The following is a 21,150-nucleotide window of genomic DNA, read 5'->3' on the forward strand; positions in this document are numbered from 1 at the left end:
TGAATTGGTTGATTGTGCCGGGCTGCCCACCCCCGTGGTGTGGCCTGGTGTTTTTGGCTGGTTTCAAATTTTGTGCAGCCTTCGTTCCCGTTATTTCCGGGGGTGTTGGTTGTGTCTGTTTTACTTCAACGGAGAGTTTGATCCTGGCTCAGGATGAACGCTGGCGGCGTGCTTAACACATGCAAGTCGAACGATGATCCGGTGCTTGCACCGGGGATTAGTGGCGAACGGGTGAGTAACACGTGAGTAACCTGCCCTTGACTCTGGGATAAGCCTGGGAAACTGGGTCTAATACCGGATATGACTCCTCATCGCATGGTGGGGGGTGGAAAGCTTTTGCGGTTTTGGATGGACTCGCGGCCTATCAGCTTGTTGGTGAGGTAATGGCTCACCAAGGCGACGACGGGTAGCCGGCCTGAGAGGGTGACCGGCCACACTGGGACTGAGACACGGCCCAGACTCCTACGGGAGGCAGCAGTGGGGAATATTGCACAATGGGCGAAAGCCTGATGCAGCGACGCCGCGTGAGGGATGACGGCCTTCGGGTTGTAAACCTCTTTCAGTAGGGAAGAAGCGAAAGTGACGGTACCTGCAGAAGAAGCGCCGGCTAACTACGTGCCAGCAGCCGCGGTAATACGTAGGGCGCAAGCGTTATCCGGAATTATTGGGCGTAAAGAGCTCGTAGGCGGTTTGTCGCGTCTGCCGTGAAAGTCCGGGGCTCAACTCCGGATCTGCGGTGGGTACGGGCAGACTAGAGTGATGTAGGGGAGACTGGAATTCCTGGTGTAGCGGTGAAATGCGCAGATATCAGGAGGAACACCGATGGCGAAGGCAGGTCTCTGGGCATTAACTGACGCTGAGGAGCGAAAGCATGGGGAGCGAACAGGATTAGATACCCTGGTAGTCCATGCCGTAAACGTTGGGCACTAGGTGTGGGGGACATTCCACGTTTTCCGCGCCGTAGCTAACGCATTAAGTGCCCCGCCTGGGGAGTACGGCCGCAAGGCTAAAACTCAAAGGAATTGACGGGGGCCCGCACAAGCGGCGGAGCATGCGGATTAATTCGATGCAACGCGAAGAACCTTACCAAGGCTTGACATGGACCGGACCGCCGCAGAAATGTGGTTTCTCCTTTTGGGGCCGGTTCACAGGTGGTGCATGGTTGTCGTCAGCTCGTGTCGTGAGATGTTGGGTTAAGTCCCGCAACGAGCGCAACCCTCGTTCCATGTTGCCAGCGCGTAATGGCGGGGACTCATGGGAGACTGCCGGGGTCAACTCGGAGGAAGGTGGGGACGACGTCAAATCATCATGCCCCTTATGTCTTGGGCTTCACGCATGCTACAATGGCCGGTACAAAGGGTTGCGATACTGTGAGGTGGAGCTAATCCCAAAAAGCCGGTCTCAGTTCGGATTGGGGTCTGCAACTCGACCCCATGAAGTCGGAGTCGCTAGTAATCGCAGATCAGCAACGCTGCGGTGAATACGTTCCCGGGCCTTGTACACACCGCCCGTCAAGTCACGAAAGTTGGTAACACCCGAAGCCGGTGGCCTAACCCCTTGTGGGAGGGAGCCGTCGAAGGTGGGACTGGCGATTGGGACTAAGTCGTAACAAGGTAGCCGTACCGGAAGGTGCGGCTGGATCACCTCCTTTCTAAGGAGCACCTACAGTCCTCTGTGCCCGTGTATGCGGGTGTGGTGGGGTTGTCAGGAGTAAAGGCCCGTTGCGCAGACGCAAGTTCTGCGGCGGGTGCTCATGGGTGGAATATCAACGGATAGCGGCCGCGGGTTTTTCTTCTGTGCTTAGTACGGATCTTCTTTTTGGAGGGGGTCCTGGAACGGTGCGGGTGGGGATGCGCGGTTTAGTGTTTGGCACACTGTTGGGTCCTGAGGCAACAGGGCCGGGGAGGGTGACTTTCCCGGGTTTTGTTTGTTTCTGGTTTCCTGGCTGCACGGATCATGCGCGTTGGCTCCTTTGGGGGTGGTGTGTGGGGTGTGTGGTACGGGGTTGTTGTTTGAGAACTACATAGTGGACGCGAGCATCTTTTATAAGAAGCAATTTCCAAGAATATGAACCTGGATCTGGCTGCGCGTGATGATGGCTTCCCTTGTGGGGGAGTGGTTGTTGGGTGTGGTTGGTTTTCGTGGTTCTCTCGAAAATTACTCCTTGATCTTTTGTGGTCAAGTTTTTAAGAGCACACGGTGGATGCCTTGGCATTAGGAGCCGAAGAAGGACGTAGGAATCTGCGATAAGCCTGGGGGAGTCGATAACCGGACTGTGATCCCAGGGTGTCCGAATGGGGAAACCCCGCCAGACGCGCGAGTGATCTGGTGACCCGCATCTGAACACATAGGGTGCGTGGAGGGAACGCGGGGAAGTGAAACATCTCAGTACCCGCAGGAAGAGAAAACAACAGTGATTCCGTTAGTAGTGGCGAGCGAACGCGGATCAGGCTAAACCGACCCATGTGTGATAGCCGGCGGGCGTTGCATGGGCGGGGTTGTGGGACTTGTTGTCCTGGTTCTGCCGGACCGGGGAGGTGTGAGTGCTGGTATAGGTGAACGGTCTTGAAAGGCCGGCCGTAGAGGGTGTGAGCCCCGTAACCGTAATGCTGTGCACCGCCTTTGATGAGTATCCCAAGTAGCACGGGGCCCGAGAAATCCCGTGTGAATCTGTCAGGACCACCTGATAAGCCTAAATACTCCCTAATGACCGATAGCGGACCAGTACCGTGAGGGAAAGGTGAAAAGTACCCCGGGAGGGGAGTGAAACAGTACCTGAAACCGTGTGCTTACAATCCGTCGGAGCAGCCTTGTAGCTGTGACGGCGTGCCTTTTGAAGAATGAGCCTGCGAGTTAGTGTTACGTCGCGAGGTTAACCCGTGTGGGGAAGCCGTAGCGAAAGCGAGTCTGAACAGGGCGTTGCAGTGGCGTGATCTAGACCCGAAGCGAAGTGATCTACCCATGGCCAGGTTGAAGCGACGGTAAGACGTCGTGGAGGACCGAACCCACTTCAGTTGAAAATGGAGGGGATGAGCTGTGGGTAGGGGTGAAAGGCCAATCAAACTTCGTGATAGCTGGTTCTCCCCGAAATGCATTTAGGTGCAGCGTTGCGTGTTTCTTACCGGAGGTAGAGCTACTGGATGGCTAATGGGCCCTACAAGGTTACTGACGTCAGCCAAACTCCGAATGCCGGTAAGTGAGAGCGCAGCAGTGAGACTGTGGGGGATAAGCTTCATAGTCGAGAGGGAAACAGCCCAGACCACCAACTAAGGCCCCTAAGCGTGTGCTAAGTGGGAAAGGATGTGGAGTTGCGAAGACAACCAGGAGGTTGGCTTAGAAGCAGCCATCCTTAAAAGAGTGCGTAATAGCTCACTGGTCAAGTGATTCCGCGCCGACAATGTAGCGGGGCTCAAGTACACCGCCGAAGTTGTGGCATTCACATATTTTCCAAGCCTTTGTGGTTCAGGAGTGTGGATGGGTAGGGGAGCGTCGTGTGGGCGGTGAAGTCGCGGTGTAAACCAGCGGTGGAGCCTACACGAGTGAGAATGCAGGCATGAGTAGCGAAAGACGGGTGAGAAACCCGTCCGCCGGATGATCAAGGGTTCCAGGGTCAAGCTAATCTGCCCTGGGTAAGTCGGGACCTAAGGCGAGGCCGACAGGCGTAGTCGATGGACAACGGGTTGATATTCCCGTACCGGCGAAAAACCGCCCATGTTGAACAGGGGATACTAACCGCCCGAGACCTGCCCGACACCCCTTGTGGGTGAAGGGTTTTGGTGGAGCGCGGGACCTGATCCTGGGAGGCAAGCGTATTAACAGGTGTGACGCAGGAAGGTAGCCGAGCCGGGCGATGGTTGTCCCGGTCCAAGGATGTAGGGCGAACGGTAGGCAAATCCGCTGTTCATGTGCCTGAGATCTGACGGGACTCCCGTAAAGGGGGGATTCGGTGATCCTATGCTGCCTAGAAAAGCATCGGCGCGAGGTTTTAGCCGCCCGTACCCCAAACCGACACAGGTGATCAGGTAGAGAATACTAAGGCGATCGAGAGAATTATGGTTAAGGAACTCGGCAAAATGCCCCCGTAACTTCGGGAGAAGGGGGGCCCCAACCTTGAACGGTACTAGCGACCGGGAGGGGATCGGGGCCGCAGAGACCAGGGGGAAGCGACTGTTTACTAAAAACACAGGTCCGTGCGAAGTCGCAAGACGATGTATACGGACTGACTCCTGCCCGGTGCTGGAAGGTTAAGAGGACCGGTTAGCCTCACGGCGAAGCTGAGAATTTAAGCCCCAGTAAACGGCGGTGGTAACTATAACCATCCTAAGGTAGCGAAATTCCTTGTCGGGTAAGTTCCGACCTGCACGAATGGAGTAACGACTTCCCCGCTGTCTCAACCATAAACTCGGCGAAATTGCAGTACGAGTAAAGATGCTCGTTACGCGCAGCAGGACGGAAAGACCCCGAGACCTTTACTATAGTTTGGTATTGGTGTTCGGAGTGGCTTGTGTAGGATAGGTGGGAGACGTTGAAGCCCGGACGCCAGTTCGGGTGGAGTCATCGTTGAAATACCACTCTGGTCACTTTGGACATCTAACTTCGGCCCGTAATCCGGGTCAGGGACAGTGCCTGATGGGTAGTTTAACTGGGGCGGTTGCCTCCTAAAAAGTAACGGAGGCGCCCAAAGGTTCCCTCAGCCTGGTTGGCAATCAGGTGTCGAGTGTAAGTGCACAAGGGAGCTTGACTGTGAGAGAGACATCTCGAGCAGGGACGAAAGTCGGGACTAGTGATCCGGCGGTACATTGTGGAATGGCCGTCGCTCAACGGATAAAAGGTACCTCGGGGATAACAGGCTGATCTTGCCCAAGAGTCCATATCGACGGCATGGTTTGGCACCTCGATGTCGGCTCGTCGCATCCTGGGGCTGGAGTAGGTCCCAAGGGTTGGGCTGTTCGCCCATTAAAGCGGTACGCGAGCTGGGTTTAGAACGTCGTGAGACAGTTCGGTCCCTATCCGCTGCGCGCGCAGGAAATTTGAGAAGGGCTGTCCTTAGTACGAGAGGACCGGGACGGACGAACCTCTGGTGTGTCAGTTGTACTGCCAAGTGCACCGCTGATTAGCTACGTTCGGATGGGATAACCGCTGAAAGCATCTAAGCGGGAAGCTCGCTTCGAGATGAGATTTCCATACACCTCCGGGTGTGAGAGGCCCCCAGCCAGACCACTGGGTTGATAGGCCGGATGTGGAAGCGAGGACTAACGACTCGTGAAGCTGACCGGTACTAATAGGCCGATAACTTACACCACACAAGAACAAAGAATGCTTGCGTCCACTATGTGGTTCCCAACCAACAAACCCGTTGGAAGCGAACCGAAATAAATTGAATAACAACACCACTGTTGTTGTAACCACTGTTTTCCCACACACACCCGCGCGGGTGTGTGCCGGGTCAAAGGGTTACGGCGGTCATAGCGTGGGGGAAACGCCCGGTCCCATTCCGAACCCGGAAGCTAAGACCCACAGCGCCGATGGTACTGCACCCGGGAGGGTGTGGGAGAGTAGGTCACCGCCGGACACTATTTACGGCTCAGGCCCCGACGATGAACGTCGGGGCCTGACCCTTTTAACAGCCAGGCAGACGAAACCCTCCCTCACATCCCGTCGCCTTTTCCCAAACCCTCCCTCACTTCTCGTTGCCTTTTCCCAAACCCTCCCTCACTTCCCGTCGCCTTTTCCCAAACCCTCCCTCACGTCCTGCGGGATTTTCCTGAACGCGTCCTCACGTCCTGCGGGATTTTCCCGGACGCTTCCTCATCTCCTGCGGGCCGGACTTGTTAGATGAAGTTGGCCGGCGGGATCCGGGCCAAGGATAATCGTCACCATGACCCTCGCTTCGCTTGTAGCCTTCGCTGGACTGTGCCTCGTCCTGTCCCTTACGCCCGGACCGGACACGTTCCTGGTGCTGCGCATCGCGTTGAACCGGCCCAGCGCAGGGATTGCGGCTGCGGCGGGCTCAGCGGTTGCCGCAGTCGCGTGGGCGGCCCTTGTCGGGCTCGGACTGGCAGCGATCCTGGAGCAGTCCGCAGAGGTGTTCCGCTGGATCAAGATTGCAGGCGGCCTCTACCTGCTTTACCTCGGCATTTCCTCGTTCCTGAAGACGCGGAAGGCCGCAAAGGATGGCATAGAGGGTGGCAACGAAGCAGGCGGGCCTCGATACAGCAAGATCGCTGGCCTCGGTGCCGGGGCGCTGTCCACGCTGCTCAACCCCAAAGTTGGCCTCTTCTACCTGGCGGTCGTTCCGCAGTTCATTCCACAGGGCGGCGACACCATGGGCACGGCGATGATCCTGGGGGCAGTGGAGGCGGTCATCGCGTTCGCCTACCTGGCCGTCGTCTCGCTCGTCGCTTACAAGGCGATGGGGTGGTTGCGTCGCCCTAAGGTGAGCACCGGCGTCGAACGCGCCAGCAGCGGCATCATCACCGCCCTGGGCGCCGGCGTCATCGCCTCCGGCGCGAGCAGCTAGCCCCGCTACATTTATTGGCGCGGCGGGATGTGAGGAAGCGTGCGGCGTGAGGCGGCGGGATGTGAGGAAGCGTCCGGGGTGAGGCGACGGGATGTGAGGAAGCGTCCGGGGCGAAGCGGCCGGTAGAGTTGGTAGCCATGGAAAATCTCTTCAGCCACGCCGCCGGCAGCGATGTGCCCGAGCCCGCAGACAACCTGGACCCCGTCATCTGCACTGCGGTCGTCCCAGGGCCGGTCTCCCGGGCGTTCATGGGCTTCACAGACCACACGCATCTTTGGTGGCCCATGGAGACCAGCAGCGTGTACGGGCCCGGCTCCTACGTTGAGTTCGAGGAGAACCTCATCCTGGAGACCGCCAATGACGGCCGGGGCGCCACGTGGGGAACCATTGACGATTGGCAGCCTCCGCTGTCCTTCCACGCATCGTGGTACCCCGGCAGCACCGCACTCTGGTCCACTGAGCTGCGTATCGTGTTCCGGGGCGTCGAGGACGGCACAGAGGTGCGCGTAGTCCATGATGGTTGGGAAGGTGCCGAGGATCCGGCCGCCACCCGCGCTGCGTGGGAGAAGGAATGGCCGGAGGTTCTGGGCCGGTTCGTGCGGTTCATGGGCGGCGCTTCAGACTAGTGCGGCTCTAGGACGGGGGTACCGCGGTGCTCCGCCGAACGACAAACCGCGTAGGGTATTCGGTGGTCAAGACGGCGCTCTCCGCTCCGGCGTCGAACTCCTCCAGCAGCAGGCGCACCGCCAATGCTCCCTGGCCCCCCGGATCCTGATCGATCGTGGTCAGGCCGAACAGTTCGCCCAGTTCGTGTCCGTCGAAGCCGATTACTGACAGGTCTTCGGGCACCCGGAGCCCGAAGTCCCGGGCGGCCAGGATGATTCCTATCGCCATCTCGTCCGAGGCTGCAAAGACTGCCGTTGGCCGTTCCACAGTTCCGCCGAGAAGGTCCCGTGCGACGGCGTAGGCGCCCTCGACGGTGAAATCCGCCCTGACCACCCACGAGGAAGGCAGGGGGAGTCCTGCCGCCGTCATCGCTTTTTCGTAACCGTCGAGGCGGGTGCGCGGGATCTTGAAGTCCTGCTCGTACACCGAGTCGCCCGTGAGGTGCGCGATCCGCCTGTGGCCGAGCCGGATGAGGTGGTTGACCGCCGACTCTGCCAGGCCGTGGTCGTCTATTCGGATGGTGGAAGCTCCGGGCAGTGGTCCGCCGATGCCCACGAGCGGACGGTTGATGGCAAGCATCTGGCCGATCTCCCCCTCCGTCAGCGCCAGCGCCACGGCGATGACCGCATCCACGCGTTTCCGCAGCAGGAAGTCCTGGAGGATGCTCCGCCGCCGCACCGGCCCCTCCGTGATGTTGTAGAGCGTCAGGTCGTAGCCGGCGTCGAGGAGAGCAGCCGAAATGCCCTCCATTACGGACGAGAAGTACCAGCGCCGGACGGTGGGGACCACGAGGCCGATGTTGCGGGTCCGGCCGGAGGCGAGGCTGGATGCCTGGTAGGAGGGCACAAAGCCAAGCTCGGCCGCGGCTGCCCGGGCACGCTCGCGGCTCGCGGGGGACACAGGGCCCTTGCCGCTCAAGGCGCGCGAAACGGTGGCTATGGAAAGCCCGGCCCGTTCCGCAACGTCCTTGATGCCGGCCATGTCTTAGCCCTCTGTGCCCTCGACAGGGATCCGCAGCCAGACGGTTTCGCCGGAGCCCAAGGCAAACCGCCGGCCATCCTCTCCGTAGCCCGAGGGCGACGAACTGCGGAGCGCGACCTCACCGGCGGGAAGTTCCAGCGGATCGGAGCCGGCGTTCATGACAACCAGGATGTCCCCGTTGAGGAAGGCCAGGGACGAAGCGGTGCACCATTCCTCCGCCCACGCGAGGGAGCCGCGTCCCAGGTCCAGTTCGCGGCGGACGTTGAGCATGCGGCGGTAAAGGTTCAGGTGCGACGACGGGTCCCCGGCCTGGGCGTCACGGGCCAGTTTCGCGAAGCTCTCGGGCTGCGGCAGCCAGGGCGCGTCGCCGTCGCCGAAGCCGCTGTGGAGCTCGGACGCCTTCCACGGCAGCGGGACCCGGCAACCGTCACGTCCCAGCCGGGCGCCGCCGGTCCGCGCGAACGTCGGGTCCTGCCGCTGGTGGTCCGGGATATCGATGCCGTCAGGGAGCCCAAGTTCTTCACCCTGGTAGAGGTAGGCGCCGCCGGGGAGCCCGAGCATGAACAGGGACGCTGCCGCGGCCCGGGCCCTGCCCAGCTCCTCATCCGGCTGGGGGTCCTGGGGGCCGATGCCGTCCCCGTCCCGCGGCCCGGACCAGGCGTACCCGAAACGCGTGGCGTGCCGGACGACGTCGTGATTGGAAAGCACCCAGGTGCTGGGCGCACCCACGGCATCCAAGGACGTCAGGGACTCGGTGACGATGTGCCGCAGGCGGGGGAGGTCCAGCCCCGCATGGAGGTAGGGGAAGTTGAAGGCCTGGTGCATTTCGTCGGGCCTGACCCAGTGGGCAAGCCGCGGCAGGGGGTCCACGTTGGCCTCGGCGCAGAGAATGCGGTCGGGACCGTACTCCTCAAGAATCCGGCGCCACGCACGGTAGATATCGTGCAGGGCCGGCTGGCCGAACATCGGTGCCTCGTGGCCGGGGAAACCGTCGGAGCTGCTGCCGTCCGCGCGCCCGCCCCAGGCAGGGAGGCCCGGGGCCTTGACCAGGGCATGGGCCACGTCCACGCGGAACCCGGACACGCCGCGGTCCAGCCAGAAGCGCAGGATGCGCTCAAACTCGGCATGCACGGCCTGGTTGTCCCAGTTGAAGTCCGGCTGCGATGAATCGAAGAGGTGCAGGTACCACTGGCCCGGAGCACCGCCAGGTTCGGTAATGCGGGTCCAGGCGGAGCCGCCGAAGTGCGACTCCCAGTTGTTGGGTGGTTCGTTACCCTCGGCGCCCTGGCCGTCGCGGAAGATGAACATGTCCCGTTCGGGGCTGCCAGGGCCGGCAGCCAGCGCCGCCTGGAAATCCCGGTGCTGGTCGGAGCAGTGATTCGGGACCAGGTCCACGATGACGCGCAGGCCCAGCCGGTTCGCTTCAGCCACCATGCCGTCGAAGTCCCCGAGCGTGCCGAAGATCGGGTCGACGTCGCAGTAGTCGCTGACATCGTATCCGGCGTCGCGCTGTGGGGAGCGGAAGAAGGGCGAGAGCCAGACGGCGTCCACGTCGAGCTCGGCAAGCTGCGGCATCTCGGCGGTGATCCCCGCGAAATCACCGATTCCGTCGCCGTTCATGTCCCGGAAGGATCGGGGGTACACCTGGTAAATGACGGCTGCTCGCCACCAGCCGTGCGCTTTGTCGGGGGCGTGGATGGGCGTCAGGGCGCCAGCCAGCGGCGACGCCGAGTGCAGAAACGAGTCAACAGACATTGGGCCATCCTAAAGGTGGGATACGCAGGAATGAAAGCGTTTACACCCCTAAATTGGTTGACAGTTCGGGTCAACTCGACGGCCTGCGAGGTCACCGGCATCACAAAGTTGGAAACGCTTCCAGTCAGGAAATGCCGTCTGCCCGCCGACGACGGGGCCGGCACGGAAAGGTGGTCACCACATGAGACCTAAACTGAAAGCAAACTGATCGAACGGGAGACCCATGGGCAGCATCGCCGACGAACTGACATCCATCCTGGGGCCGGGGAAAGTCCTCCGGGACGAGGCCGCACTCGCCGTGTATGCGGTGGACCAGGCGCCCGTGGTGGACTACCGGCTGCCCACCGCGGTGGTCCTGGCGGAGACCGTCGATGACGTCCAGGCCACCGTCAAAGCCTGCGCGGCCCGGAATGTACCGCTGGTGCCCCGCGGTGCCGGGACCGGGGTATCGGGAGGTGCCCATGCCACCGAAGGCTGCGTTGTACTTGGCCTGGAACGGATGAACCGCATCCTGGATCTCAACGCGGATGACGAGACCGCCGTCGTCGAACCCGGCGTTATCAACGCCGACCTGAACGACGCTGCTGCCGCGCACGGACTCATGTTCGCTCCCGACCCGGCCAGCTTCAGGATGTCCACCATCGGCGGGAACGTGGCCACCAACGCCGGCGGGCTGCGGTGCGCGAAGTACGGCGTGACCCGGGACTCTGTGCTGGCACTGGACGTGGTCCTCGCGGACGGGTCGCTCCTGCACACCGGCCACCAGACGTTCAAGGGCGTGGCCGGCTACGACCTGACCGGGCTGTTCGTGGGTTCGGAGGGCACGCTGGGCATCGTGGTCGGTGCGACGGTCCGGCTGAAGTACCTGCCCCGCGAGGTGCACACGATCGCGGCGTTCTACCCTGACTTCCGGCAGGCCGCCGCCGGTGTGCTCGCCGTCGGCAAGGCGCGCGTGCAGCCAGCCATCATGGAACTGCTCGACGGCGGGTCGCTGGCTCAGCTGGATGAGCTGCACGGCTCGGATCTCGCGTCGCGGGGGGCCGCGCTGCTCCTGGTCCAGACCGACGGCTTCGGGGCGGCGGCGGAGGCCGACGTGGTGCGGGAGGTCCTGGCGGCCGGTGGTGCCGTGGTCACCACTGAGGCCAGTGCAGAAGCGGAACAGCTTGTGGAACTGCGGCGCAACAGCCGGGGCGTGGAGATGGATGACGAGTATCGCGTAGGCGAGGACGTTGCCGTGCCGCGCTCCAGGCTGGTGGACTACGTGGCGGCACTCGAAGCCTTGGCCGAGGCCCACGACGTCAGCCTGAAGGTTGTGGCCCATGCCGGCGACGGCAACCTGCACCCGACGTTCTGGATTGACCGTGTGAACGACGAGGTGGACGCCGGCGCCGTGCGCCGCCTGAACACGGCGCTCGACGCGTCCATCGTCGCGGCACTGGAAATGGGCGGGACCATCACGGGCGAGCACGGCGTGGGGCAGTACAAGCTGCGCTGGCTCGGCCTGGAACAGCCCGAGCCGCTGCGGCAACTGCAGCGCCGGGTCAAGGACCTCTTCGATCCCGCCGGAATCCTGAATCCGGGCAAGGCAATCTAAGAGACGATCTAAGACAGGGCTAAAGCCCGCCCGAAGGACTCAGTCGTCGGCGTCAGGATACTCGTCCTCGGTTTCATCGGCCCCGTACCGCGACTCCTCGGTCTCCACGGCGAGGATCTTCAGCATCTCCGTGTCCGGGTTCAGCATGATGGCGGCCTCGTCGCGGCGGTGGCGCAGGATCGAGTCGATGTAGGACTGGACGGCTTCAGCCAGAGGGATGTGCCGTTCCTGCTTTTCGGACATGTACCAGCGGTGCTCCAGCACCTCGTGTACGGCTTCGGCCGGTTCGAGCTTTCCGGAGAGGTCGCGGGGGATGGAACGGACGATCGGCTCGAAGATCTGGCTGACCCACAGGTGCGCGCTGTATTCCTCGTCCATCTCCGGGTTGTTGTCGGCCCGGAAGGAGTCCATGTCGTTGAGCAGGCGGCGGGCCTGGTTCTCCTGGGCGTCGAGGCCGGTCAGGCGCAGCAGGCGGCGCATGTGGTGGCCGGCGTCGACGACCTTCGGCTGCAACTGGATCGTGGAGCCGTTCTGGGTGGTCTTGATCGCGTACTCTTCGACGTCGAAGCCGAGCTCGTTGAGCCGGCGGATGCGGGCGCCGACGCGCCAGCGCTCGCCCAGTTCGAAGGATTCCTTGGCGGTCAGCTCCGTCCACAGGCGTCGGTAGCTTTCCATGATGAGTTCGCTGGTGGCCACGGGGTCCACCTTCTCCTCGATCAGCCCGCCGTCGAGAAGGTCCATGAGTTCGCCGGCGATGTTGACGCGGGCGATCTCCAGGTCGTACTCGCGCTGGCCGGTGGACAGGTCCGGGTACAGTTCACCGGTTTCGGCGTCCACCAGGTAGGCGGCGAAGGCGCCTGCGTCCCGGCGGAACAAGGTGTTGGAGAGCGAGACGTCGCCCCAGTAGAAGCCGATGAGGTGTAGCCGGACCATCAGCAGCGCCTGGGCGTCGATGAGCCGGGTGAGCGTGTCCTTGCGCAGCATCTGGGAGAACAGCGCGCGGTACGGCATGGAGAACTTCAGGTGGCGGGTCACGAGAACCGGGTTCAGGGGGCGCCCGTCGGGGGTGGTGCGCCCGGTGATGACGGCCACGGGCTCCACGCAGGGCACGTCCAGGCGCGCGAGCTTGCGGAGCATGTGGTACTCGTGGCGGGCCACGTGCTCGGACGTTTCCTTGATGGCGATGACGGAGCCGCCGAGGTGGGCGAACCGTACGATGTGCCGGGAGATACCGCGGGGAAGTGCTGCCAGGTTTTCCGCCGGCCAGTCTTCGAGCGCTATATGCCAGGGCAGATCGAGGAGTTCGGGGTCGGCGGCAGCGGCCGTGATGTTGAGGTTGCTTGCGACCGAGGCTGCCTTGTCGTCATTGGCACTGGCTGCTTCGAACCGCGGCAGCTTGCCGATCTGCCCGTAGTCGGTGGGTTCATCGTGCCACTGCGCGTTGTGTTCCTCGGTCATGGGTCAATTCTTCCGTATTTTGCGGGGGGTGCCTAAAAGGGGGCAGCGGTTAACGCCCGACGGCGGCCCTCCGGTTGGGGAGGACCGCCGCCAAGGTTTTGGTTGGGAGAGAGACTAGTCGCCCAGGCGCTCGCCGGTCTTGGTGTCGAACAGGTGCACGTGGCCAGACTGCGGACGGACCCAGATGGACTCGCCCTTCATCGGGGGGCGGCGGCCGTCAACGCGGGCCACGATGTCGTGGCTCTTGCCATCCAGCGTGGTGTGGCCGTAAACGTAGGCGTCGGCGCCGAGCTCTTCGACGACGTCGACCTCAACCTGGATGCCTTCGCCCTGGGCTGCGGTCTCGAGGTCTTCGGGGCGGCTGCCCAGCGTGACGGTCTGGCCGTGCGCCTCTTCAAGGATGTTGCGCGGTACGGGGTAAACGGTGCCGCCGAACTGGACGCCGCCGTCGACCACGGGAAGTTCCAGCAGGTTCATTGCGGGGGAGCCGATGAAGCCTGCCACGAAGACGTTCTTGGGGCGGTCGTACAGGTTGCGCGGGGTGTCCACCTGCATCAGCAGGCCGTCCTTGAGCACCGCAACGCGGTCGCCCATGGTCATGGCCTCGACCTGGTCGTGGGTCACGTAAACGGTGGTGACGCCCAGGCGGCGGGTGAGGGAAGCGATCTGGGTGCGGGTCTGGACACGGAGCTTGGCGTCCAGGTTGGAGAGCGGCTCGTCCATGAGGAAGACCTGCGGGTTACGCACGATGGCGCGGCCCATGGCAACACGCTGGCGCTGACCACCGGAGAGTGCCTTCGGCTTGCGGTCGAGGTACTGCTCAAGGTCCAGGAGCTTTGCGGCTTCGCGGACCCGCTCGGCGCGCTCTTCCTTGCTCACACCGGCGATCTTGAGGGCGAAGCCCATGTTGTCCGCCACGGTCATGTGCGGGTACAGGGCGTAGTTCTGGAAAACCATCGCGATGTCGCGGTCCTTCGGCGGAACGTCGGTGACATCGCGGTCGCCAATGAGGATCCGGCCGGCGTTGACGTCCTCGAGGCCTGCGAGCATGCGCAGGGAGGTGGACTTACCGCAACCGGAGGGTCCAACGAGGACCAGGAATTCGCCGTCGGCGATTTCGATGTTGAGCTTGTCAACAGCGGGCTTTTCAGTGCCCGGGTACAGACGCGTAGCGTTGTCAAAAGTAACTGTTGCCACAGTTATCAATCCCTTCACCGGCAGGTACGTGCCGGACGATCCGTAGTGAATGGTTCATGTAATTCAGTTGTGCCCTACATGATGACTCCCCGGCCGAGGCCGAGGAGCATCCAGTGACGCCGCACGGTTCCTGTGCGCCACATCACAAAGAAGAGTATGTCAGATTTATCGCAGATCGGACAAAATGTTACGGACCTCACATATGAGATGCCGCACAACGGCGTTTACGCCGCGGCCTCGTCAGGATGCGGGAGCAACGGCCTTCCGGCGTTCCCGCAGCAGGGCCTCGAGGAGTTCGGCGACATGGACCGGGGCTTCAACCCGGAACTGTGCCTGGGTGAAGTCGAGGCCCACCTTCACGCCAACGTCGTGCTGCCCCAGGCGGGCCAGGGCGTCCTCATCGGTGGTGTCGTCGCCGGCGAACAGCACACCGGTGGCTCCAGTGGCCTGGCGGAGGAAGTCCACGCCCTCACCCTTGGATGCGTGCACCACGGACGTTTCAAGGACGCGCTTGCCATTCTTGAGGTAGACGCCCGGGCGGTCCTGGAGTGCGGCGCGGGCGGCCGCGACGGAGTCCTCTGCAACGTCGTCCGCCGCCAGTCGTGTATGCAGCACTACGCCGGCGGGCTTTTCCTCCAGAACGGTGCCGGGGGCGAGGTCCGCGATCTCCGCCAGGATGGCCCGGACCTCATCGAGAAGTGACAGCTGCTCGGGGTCGAGGGTCAGCGGTGCCGACCCCGGACCCAGCCACGCCTCGGCGCCGTGGCTGCCGATCAGCAGGGTCTCCTCCGGCGGGGAGGCGACCGCCCGGAGACTGTCCAGTGCCCTCCCGGAGATGAGCGCCGTCGTCGTACGCGGAAGGGAACTCAGTTCGGCGAAGGCGGCAGCCGAGCGCGGGAGCGGGCGCGCGTCCCCGGCGTGGTCCACGATGGGGGAGATGGTGCCGTCGAAGTCCATGGCCACCAGCAGGTGCTCCGTGCCGGCGATGCGGCGCACTGCCTCCAGCAGTTCGGGGGACAGCGTCAGCCGGGTGCCGGCGCCGCCGGTGTGCTCTGCCTCAGGAGTCATCGCGGATTACCTTCTCGTTGAGGGCGTTCAGGAAGTCGGCCGACCAGTGGTCGACGTCGTGGTCCAGGATCTGCTTGCGCATGGCGCGCATGCGGCGGGCGGATTCCTTAGGGGACATCTTCACCGCCCGCATGACGGCGTCCTTCAGGCCGTCGATGTCGTGCGGGTTCATCAGCAGGGCCTGCTTGAGCTGGTCGGCGGCGCCGGCGAACTCGCTGAGCACCAGGGCGCCGTCGTTGTTGGTCCGGGCCGTGACGTACTCCTTCGCGACGAGGTTCATGCCGTCGCGCAGTGCGGTGACCAGCATGACGTCCGCCGCCAGGTAGAGCGCCACCATCTCCTCTACCGGGTAGCTGTGGTGCAGGTAGCGGACCGCCGTGTTTTCGATGGTGTCGTAGGTGCCGTTGATGTGGCCCACCGTGCCCTCGACCTCTTCACGCAGGAGCCGGTACTGCTCCACGCGCTCGCGGCTGGGGCTGGCAACCTGGATCAGCGTTGCGTCGCCCACCTTGAGCTGGCCCTCATTCAGGAGCTCCTCATACGCCTTGAGCCGGTGGCCGATGCCCTTCGTGTAATCCAGCCGGTCCACGCCCAGCAGGATGGTCTTGGGGTTGCCGAGGTCCTGCCGGATCTGGCGGGCGCGTTCGATGATCTCGGGCTTCCGGGCCAGTTCAGTAATGTGCTGGACATCGATGGAAATGGGGAAGGCCTGGGCGCGGGCGATGTGCGTGAGGTCGCCCTCGGTGTCCTTGACGTGGACCTGCTGCTGCTTGACGCTGGCGCCGAGGAAGCGCCGGGCCGAACGCATGAAGTTGCCGGCGTCGCTGCTGCGCTGGAAGCCCACGAGGTCGGCCCCCAGCAGCCCGTCGATGATGGCCTGGCGCCAGGGGAGCTGGGCGAAGATCTCCGGCGGCGGGAACGGGATGTGGTTGAAGAACCCGATCTTCAGGTCCGGCCGCGCCTGGCGCAGCATCCGCGGCACCAGCTGGAGCTGGTAGTCCTGCACCCAGACAGTTGCGCCTTCGTCGGCAGTACGGACGACGGCGTCGGCGAACCTTCTGTTCACTGTGCGGTAGGCGTCCCACCAGGTTCGGTGGAACTCCGGCGGCGCGATGACATCGTGGTACAGGGGCCACAGCGTCGCATTGGAGAAACCTTCGTAATACAGCTCTACGTCATCGCTGCTGAGCTGGACCGGCACAAGATCCATGCCGCCGTGGCTGAACGGCTCCACCGTCTCATCCGCGGCACCGTGCCAACCCACCCAGGCGCCGTCCGTCCGGGTCATCATGGGAGCGAGGGCGGTTACCAGGCCGCCCGGGGAGCGCCGCCAGCCGGAGCCGTCATCGCCGGGCTCGCCGGGGGCGCAGCGGTCCACCGGCAGGCGGTTCGAGACCACCATGAAGTCGTACTTGGCGGCGTCCGAGCTGTCGCCGGGCACGGCCGAGCTTTCCGTTTTTGTGTCGGATTTGTCGCTTACGGCTCCGTGCATGGGGGGCTCCCTAAGGTTGCTTGTGACTCCCATCAACCCTATCGGGCCGGAATCTTACGGGCCATTCGTCCGTTGGGCAGGCTGAACGAATACTTGAAAGCGCAAGCTCCAGGGTTCTCCCCTAAACTGGGGGAGTTGCCCCTGGTGGCCCGCATCTGTCCGTACGACACGAGGAACTAATGAGCCCCGCAAACGAACCCCGCAAGTCCAAAGCAGAACGCACGGCCGAGGCCCGCGAGAAAGCCCGCGAGATCCGGGAGGCGCAGCTCAAGAAGGACAAGCGGAACAAACTGCTCATTGGCTGGGGCATCGTGGTTGCCGTCGTGGCCATCCTTGCCGTCGTCGCACTGGTGGTCACCAGCAGTCTTAAGAACAACGCCCCGGTGGCGGACCAGGGTCCCACCCCGGCCAACGGCAACGTCCACGGCGGCATCACCCTGCTCAAGGGCACGGAAGTGGCAAAGTCCGCCGCCGCCACCGTAAACGTCGCAGACATTCCGTCGCCGGCAGCCTCGGCGCCTGCGACGGTCACGGCGCCGGGCGCGGAAGCCGAAAAGGGCAAGCCTGTTAAGGTCGTCCTCTACATCGACTTCATCTGCCCCGTCTGCAAGAACTTCGAGGCGACGTACAACGAGACGCTGACGAAGCTCCGTGACGAAGGCAAGATCACCGTGGAGTACCGGGCGCTGGGCTTCCTGGACAGCCGCTCCACCACCAACTACTCCTCGCGTGCGGCCAACGCAGCCGCATGCGTCGTGAACGAATCCCCGGAGAAGTACTCGGCGTTTGTGGATACCCTGTTCGCCAACCAGCCGGCCGAGGGCAGCGCCGGGCTCTCCGACGACGAGCTGAAGAAGCTGGCCACGGACGTCGGCGCCAAGAGCATCGACTCCTGCGTCGAGAACAAGACCTACCGTCCGTGGGTCAAGTACACCACCCAGGAGGCCGCAGCCATTGGCGTGAGCGGTACGCCGACGGTCCTCGTGGACGGCAAGCAGTGGGGTAAGGGCGACAGTGCCCAGACCGAATTCCCGGCCTTCGTCGAGGCGGCCATCAAGGCCAAGGCCTAAGCGGTCATTTTTGGGCGGTGGCCCGGCGTCCGGATTTCCGGGCACGGGCCGCCTTCCGTTTAATCGCATGTCCGTTTTTACGGGCGGGCTGTCCTTGGGCTAACCTTATCTAGCGCCATAGCGCGCCTGCCCTGACGGGCACGCCTCCTTAGCTCAGTTGGCCAGAGCACCGCTCTTGTAAAGCGGGGGTCGTCGGTTCGAATCCGACAGGGGGCTCCATTTACCCCTCTGTTCCGGCAATTTTGCCCCGAACGGAGGGGTTTTTCATGCCGGAAAATAGGGCACGACACGCTTACGACACGCTTTCAAGGAGACGGGATACGCCCGTCGGCTTTCGGGCTGCATAGGGAAACCATGCAGACAAGCAGAAAGACCTTGGCACCGGCAACGGACCAAGGCAACGCAGTGCAGCTCTTGACCACCGAGGAAGTGGCCCTCTGGCTGCGGGTGGCTCCCAAGACCCTCCGGAACTGGCGCTCCGCCGGCATCGGTCCGGCGGCCCTGAAACTCCATAGTGTCGTTCGCTATGACCGGGCCGCTGTCGAGGCTTGGATCGGCAAGACTTCGAAGGCTGCGGCCTGATGGGGCGGTCGAGCCTCCCACTGGGAGCGTGGGGAACAGTCAGCGCGAAGAAAGACACAGCGTCGGGGAATTGGCGGGCAAGCTGCAGGTTCCGAGGATATGACGGTGTGACCAGGCCGTACAGCAAATTCGGGTCCACTAAGGACAAGGCAAAAAACGCCCTGCTGGTCTCCATGATGGAGCGCCAGCAGGAGAACGGGCGCTTGGTCGAAAATCCTTCCATGAAGGACGTGGCGGAGAAGTGGCTGTCCAGCATCGAAGTTCCTCACGTGGTCGTCGACGAAAACGGGAACATGAATTCGGTCGACTGTAAGGAGGAAATCCGGCGGCAGACGTGGGACCAGTACGAGAGCATCATCCGCCGCCTCATCGAACCGAGCGTCGGCGGGCTGAAAATCAAGGAAATCACGACGTCGACGTGTGATCGCTTCCTGCGGTCTCTGGTCGTGGATGGAAAAGGGCACACGAATGCTCGACTGGCGAAAACGGTGCTCAAGCAAATCATGTCCTACGCTGTCCGGCACGACCTTTACATTTGGGGTAATCCGGTCGTTGAAGTAGATCGCCTCAGGAAGCCCCGCAAGAAGCCCTTGGGGCTCAGTGAGACGACGCTGGTGGAAGTCCGTGAGGCAGTGCGGAATTGGGGGCAGGAACCCCGGCGCTCCGGTCCGCGGCCGAGCAGCGTTCTGGCAGACATTGTGGATGTGCTGCTCGGCACGGGTGCCCGCATCGGTGAAGTACTTGCGATCCGACTTGAAGACATCGACCTGTCAGGCGGCGTAGGAAAGATCGCCATCACTGGCACTTTGGTGGAACCGCGGCACGGCCCCAAGTACCGGCAGGACCTCCTGAAGAACCCCGGCAGCGAACGGATCATCCCGGTGCCTGAGTTCGTCGTGGACGTGCTCGTGCGCAGAATCTCGGAATCTCCGGCAAACAATGCAGCTGGCGCGCTGTTCTGGTCCCGGCGCGGAACTTACATGCAGGCCTCCAGTGTGAGGAGGCAACTGCGCGCCGCTTTGGACGCTGCTGGCATTGACAATGCACAGCTGATTACACCGCACGCATTCAGGCGTACAGTGGCGACCCTCCTCGCCAGGCAAGTGGAGGACAAAGCCGCGGCCTCCATGCTGGGTCACGCCGACTTGACGATGACGCATGCCGCGTACATTGAACGGCTCAAAGAGGTTGATGACTACACAGCGGTCCTGGACGGTCTTGGGCCGAAGCCCCTGTCCTAGGCCGATCGATGTTCTGCGTCCATGCCATTTGAATCCGCACTCGCGTGGATAGGCCGGACCCAAGCCATGCTCATTGCATCGAAGAGGTCAGGAGTTCGATTCTCCTTAGCCCCACAGATTGTAGGGGTTATGAGGTGCAGGTCTGCGCGCTGACCTCAGGTGGGGATGCCTTCGGGCTGGTGTGTTTGTGTCTTGCCAGCCTGTGTGCGGCCGAGGCAGTCAACCAGTGGATATGATTCCATCGACATCATTTGCACGAACCATGGGGGAAACTATGTCTGAAACTGTTCCGAAGCGCCGTGGCTGGATCTGGCTCGTCGTCATCGGCCTGGTCACGTCGATTATCGGCATCATCGTCGGTTCCATGAAAACCGGAGGCATGTGCGGCAGCGTTTTCAGCCCGAAGAGTAACGTCGCCGAACTGTACGACACCCTGCAGGGTTCTTTTGGCGGCGCAGCAGCCGACTGCAAGGAGAGCATTGCGGCGGCCGCCGTCCCGACATGGATCCTGATCGTCCTGGGCGTCATTCTGGTCCTGGCCGGAATCATCATCCGGTCCATCGGCAACAACCGTCCCACTGTCGTCACCTCGGCTGCAGCGCCGTCCGTCGCGTCCCAGATCGAGGACCTGTCCCGACTCAAAGGGCAGGGCCTCGTCAGCGATGAGGAGTTCGAGGCGAAACGGACAGAGCTGCTCAGCCGGCTCTGATCCCAGACACAGATTGAAGGACCCCGGCGGACTTGCCGGGGTCCTTCGTTGTTGAGGGCTCAGGTGGCTCGATGACCACAGCGTCAGGATTCTCGCGCAGCCCCACAGGCCGTCCGCGCCGGAGAGCACCAGGCCCCCTGCGAGGTGACCGGCCGCCGCCTCGCTCGAGGTGCGATTGAGCAGTTTGCGCTATTGTTCCCTCTTCGAATTGATTTCACATTTGCTCTACCGCCTTCGTGGCGCCTTTGAGGCAAACTCGACGGAGTCTGGGACTAGCTGCGCGAAAGGTTTCGCTCGGGGCGGAGCGATTCGCTTCGTCCCGGTCGCGGCGCTTCTGGTTGGGTTTGACCCCTCAATTGGAGGATGGAGGCATAAAGGGTCCCGGCCGGGTGTCTGTTGTCCGTATGAGGGAATCCTGTGAATCGTCCAAACGATCTCTGGAAAATCGACCACGGTAGGCCGTTTTGGCGTTCCAAAGTGGAGCCGGCAAAAATTCCTGGGGGCCGAGCGCCAGTCATTCCCGAGGTGCAAGTAATCGCGATCCGGAGCTCCGCGGGATGCGCTTGAGACACCCCTAGCCGCGAAGGGCCGGGCCGAATCCTCGGCGACAGCGAGGCCAATACCAACGTCTTGCCCGGCATCAGCGCCTGCGAAATCCACGACATCCAGAAGTATGGCCTCGGCTAGAACCTGACCGGCTACTTCGACGACGAGGACTTCCGCGAGGCCCGGAGCACCTTCCGCCAACAGGGTTGGCGGCTCATTGCATCGAAGAGGTCAGGAGTTCGGACTCCTTGGCCCCACCCAAAGTAAGTGA

13 protein-coding genes, 1 tRNA gene and 3 rRNA genes are annotated in these 21,150 nt (G+C 62.7%); 11 read left to right on the forward strand and 6 right to left on the reverse strand.

The features are described 5' to 3' along the window. Window positions 1-125 precede the first annotated feature (125 nt). The 5 genes from QF036_RS05255 (at window position 126) to QF036_RS05275 (ending at window position 7,146) form a co-directional block, all read left to right on the forward strand. Window positions 126-1,651: ribosomal RNA gene (locus tag QF036_RS05255) — 16S ribosomal RNA — on the forward strand. Between the two features lie 525 nt (window positions 1,652-2,176). Next, a 23S ribosomal RNA gene (locus tag QF036_RS05260) occupies window positions 2,177-5,303 on the forward strand. A gap of 152 nt (window positions 5,304-5,455) precedes the next feature. Next, window positions 5,456-5,572, forward strand: a 5S ribosomal RNA gene (rrf, locus tag QF036_RS05265). Together the 16S, 23S and 5S rRNA genes form the textbook arrangement of a ribosomal RNA operon. Window positions 5,573-5,878: 306 nt before the next feature. Then, window positions 5,879-6,520, forward strand: a complete 642-nt coding sequence (locus QF036_RS05270; RefSeq protein WP_307099860.1) for a LysE family translocator — start codon at window positions 5,879-5,881, stop codon at window positions 6,518-6,520. A 137-nt stretch (window positions 6,521-6,657) separates the two neighbouring features. Continuing rightward, window positions 6,658-7,146 (forward strand): hypothetical protein, encoded by a 489-nt coding sequence (locus QF036_RS05275; RefSeq protein WP_307099862.1) that lies wholly within the window; start codon window positions 6,658-6,660, stop codon window positions 7,144-7,146. 7 nt (window positions 7,147-7,153) lie between these two features. Here the strand turns inward: QF036_RS05275 and QF036_RS05280 are convergent, their stop codons facing one another. Together QF036_RS05280 and QF036_RS05285 are read right to left on the reverse strand one after the other, a co-directional pair. Then, window positions 7,154-8,167, reverse strand: a complete 1,014-nt coding sequence (locus QF036_RS05280) for a LacI family DNA-binding transcriptional regulator (RefSeq protein ID WP_307099864.1) — start codon at window positions 8,165-8,167, stop codon at window positions 7,154-7,156. A gap of 3 nt (window positions 8,168-8,170) precedes the next feature. After that, window positions 8,171-9,922 carry a glycoside hydrolase family 13 protein gene (locus QF036_RS05285; RefSeq protein WP_307099867.1) on the reverse strand — a complete coding sequence of 584 codons (1,752 nt, stop codon included), beginning with the start codon at window positions 9,920-9,922 and terminating at the stop codon, window positions 8,171-8,173. A gap of 223 nt (window positions 9,923-10,145) precedes the next feature. Here QF036_RS05285 and QF036_RS05290 point away from each other — a divergent pair, with 223 nt between their 5' ends. Next, window positions 10,146-11,516 (forward strand): FAD-binding oxidoreductase, encoded by a 1,371-nt coding sequence (locus tag QF036_RS05290; RefSeq protein WP_307099868.1) that lies wholly within the window; start codon window positions 10,146-10,148, stop codon window positions 11,514-11,516. Between the two features lie 39 nt (window positions 11,517-11,555). Here QF036_RS05290 and QF036_RS05295 read toward each other — a convergent pair whose 3' ends face one another. From QF036_RS05295 to otsA, 4 genes are all read right to left on the reverse strand, one after another. Then, entirely contained in the window at window positions 11,556-12,974 is a 1,419-nt protein-coding gene (locus QF036_RS05295) for a DUF4032 domain-containing protein (protein ID WP_003798280.1), read from the reverse strand. Between the two features lie 114 nt (window positions 12,975-13,088). Next, window positions 13,089-14,171, reverse strand: coding sequence for an ABC transporter ATP-binding protein (locus QF036_RS05300; protein ID WP_307099870.1), 1,083 nt, complete (start codon window positions 14,169-14,171; stop codon window positions 13,089-13,091). A 240-nt stretch (window positions 14,172-14,411) separates the two neighbouring features. Further along, window positions 14,412-15,239 (reverse strand): trehalose-phosphatase, encoded by an 828-nt coding sequence (gene otsB / locus QF036_RS05305; RefSeq protein WP_307099873.1) that lies wholly within the window; start codon window positions 15,237-15,239, stop codon window positions 14,412-14,414. Then, the gene (gene otsA / locus QF036_RS05310) at window positions 15,229-16,641 is read right to left on the reverse strand and encodes an alpha,alpha-trehalose-phosphate synthase (UDP-forming) (RefSeq protein ID WP_307105781.1); all 1,413 of its coding nucleotides are present in this window, start codon (window positions 16,639-16,641) and stop codon (window positions 15,229-15,231) included. Before otsA ends, otsB begins: the two co-directional genes overlap by 11 nt. A 269-nt stretch (window positions 16,642-16,910) precedes the next feature. On the opposite strand from otsA, the gene QF036_RS05315 reads away from it, so the two are divergent. From QF036_RS05315 to QF036_RS05335, 5 genes are all read left to right on the forward strand, one after another. Then, window positions 16,911-17,801, forward strand: coding sequence for a DsbA family protein (locus QF036_RS05315; RefSeq protein WP_307099875.1), 891 nt, complete (start codon window positions 16,911-16,913; stop codon window positions 17,799-17,801). 142 nt (window positions 17,802-17,943) lie between these two features. Further along, window positions 17,944-18,020, forward strand: a tRNA-Thr gene (locus QF036_RS05320). A gap of 135 nt (window positions 18,021-18,155) precedes the next feature. Beyond that, window positions 18,156-18,383: a helix-turn-helix domain-containing protein gene (locus tag QF036_RS05325; protein ID WP_307099877.1), complete on the forward strand. Its 228-nt coding sequence runs from the start codon at window positions 18,156-18,158 to the stop codon at window positions 18,381-18,383. 173 nt (window positions 18,384-18,556) lie between these two features. Beyond that, a complete protein-coding gene (locus QF036_RS05330) occupies window positions 18,557-19,624 on the forward strand; it encodes a tyrosine-type recombinase/integrase (RefSeq protein WP_307099878.1) in 1,068 nt (355 codons plus the stop codon). Window positions 19,625-19,898: 274 nt separating this feature from the next. Then, complete coding sequence (locus QF036_RS05335; protein WP_307099880.1) at window positions 19,899-20,333, forward strand: SHOCT domain-containing protein; 435 nt, start codon at window positions 19,899-19,901, stop codon at window positions 20,331-20,333. The last annotated feature ends 817 nt before the right edge of the window (window positions 20,334-21,150 follow it).

Origin of the sequence: Arthrobacter globiformis, assembly GCF_030817195.1 — a bacterium.
In the GTDB taxonomy this organism is placed as follows: Bacteria; Actinomycetota; Actinomycetes; order Actinomycetales; family Micrococcaceae; genus Arthrobacter; species Arthrobacter globiformis_D.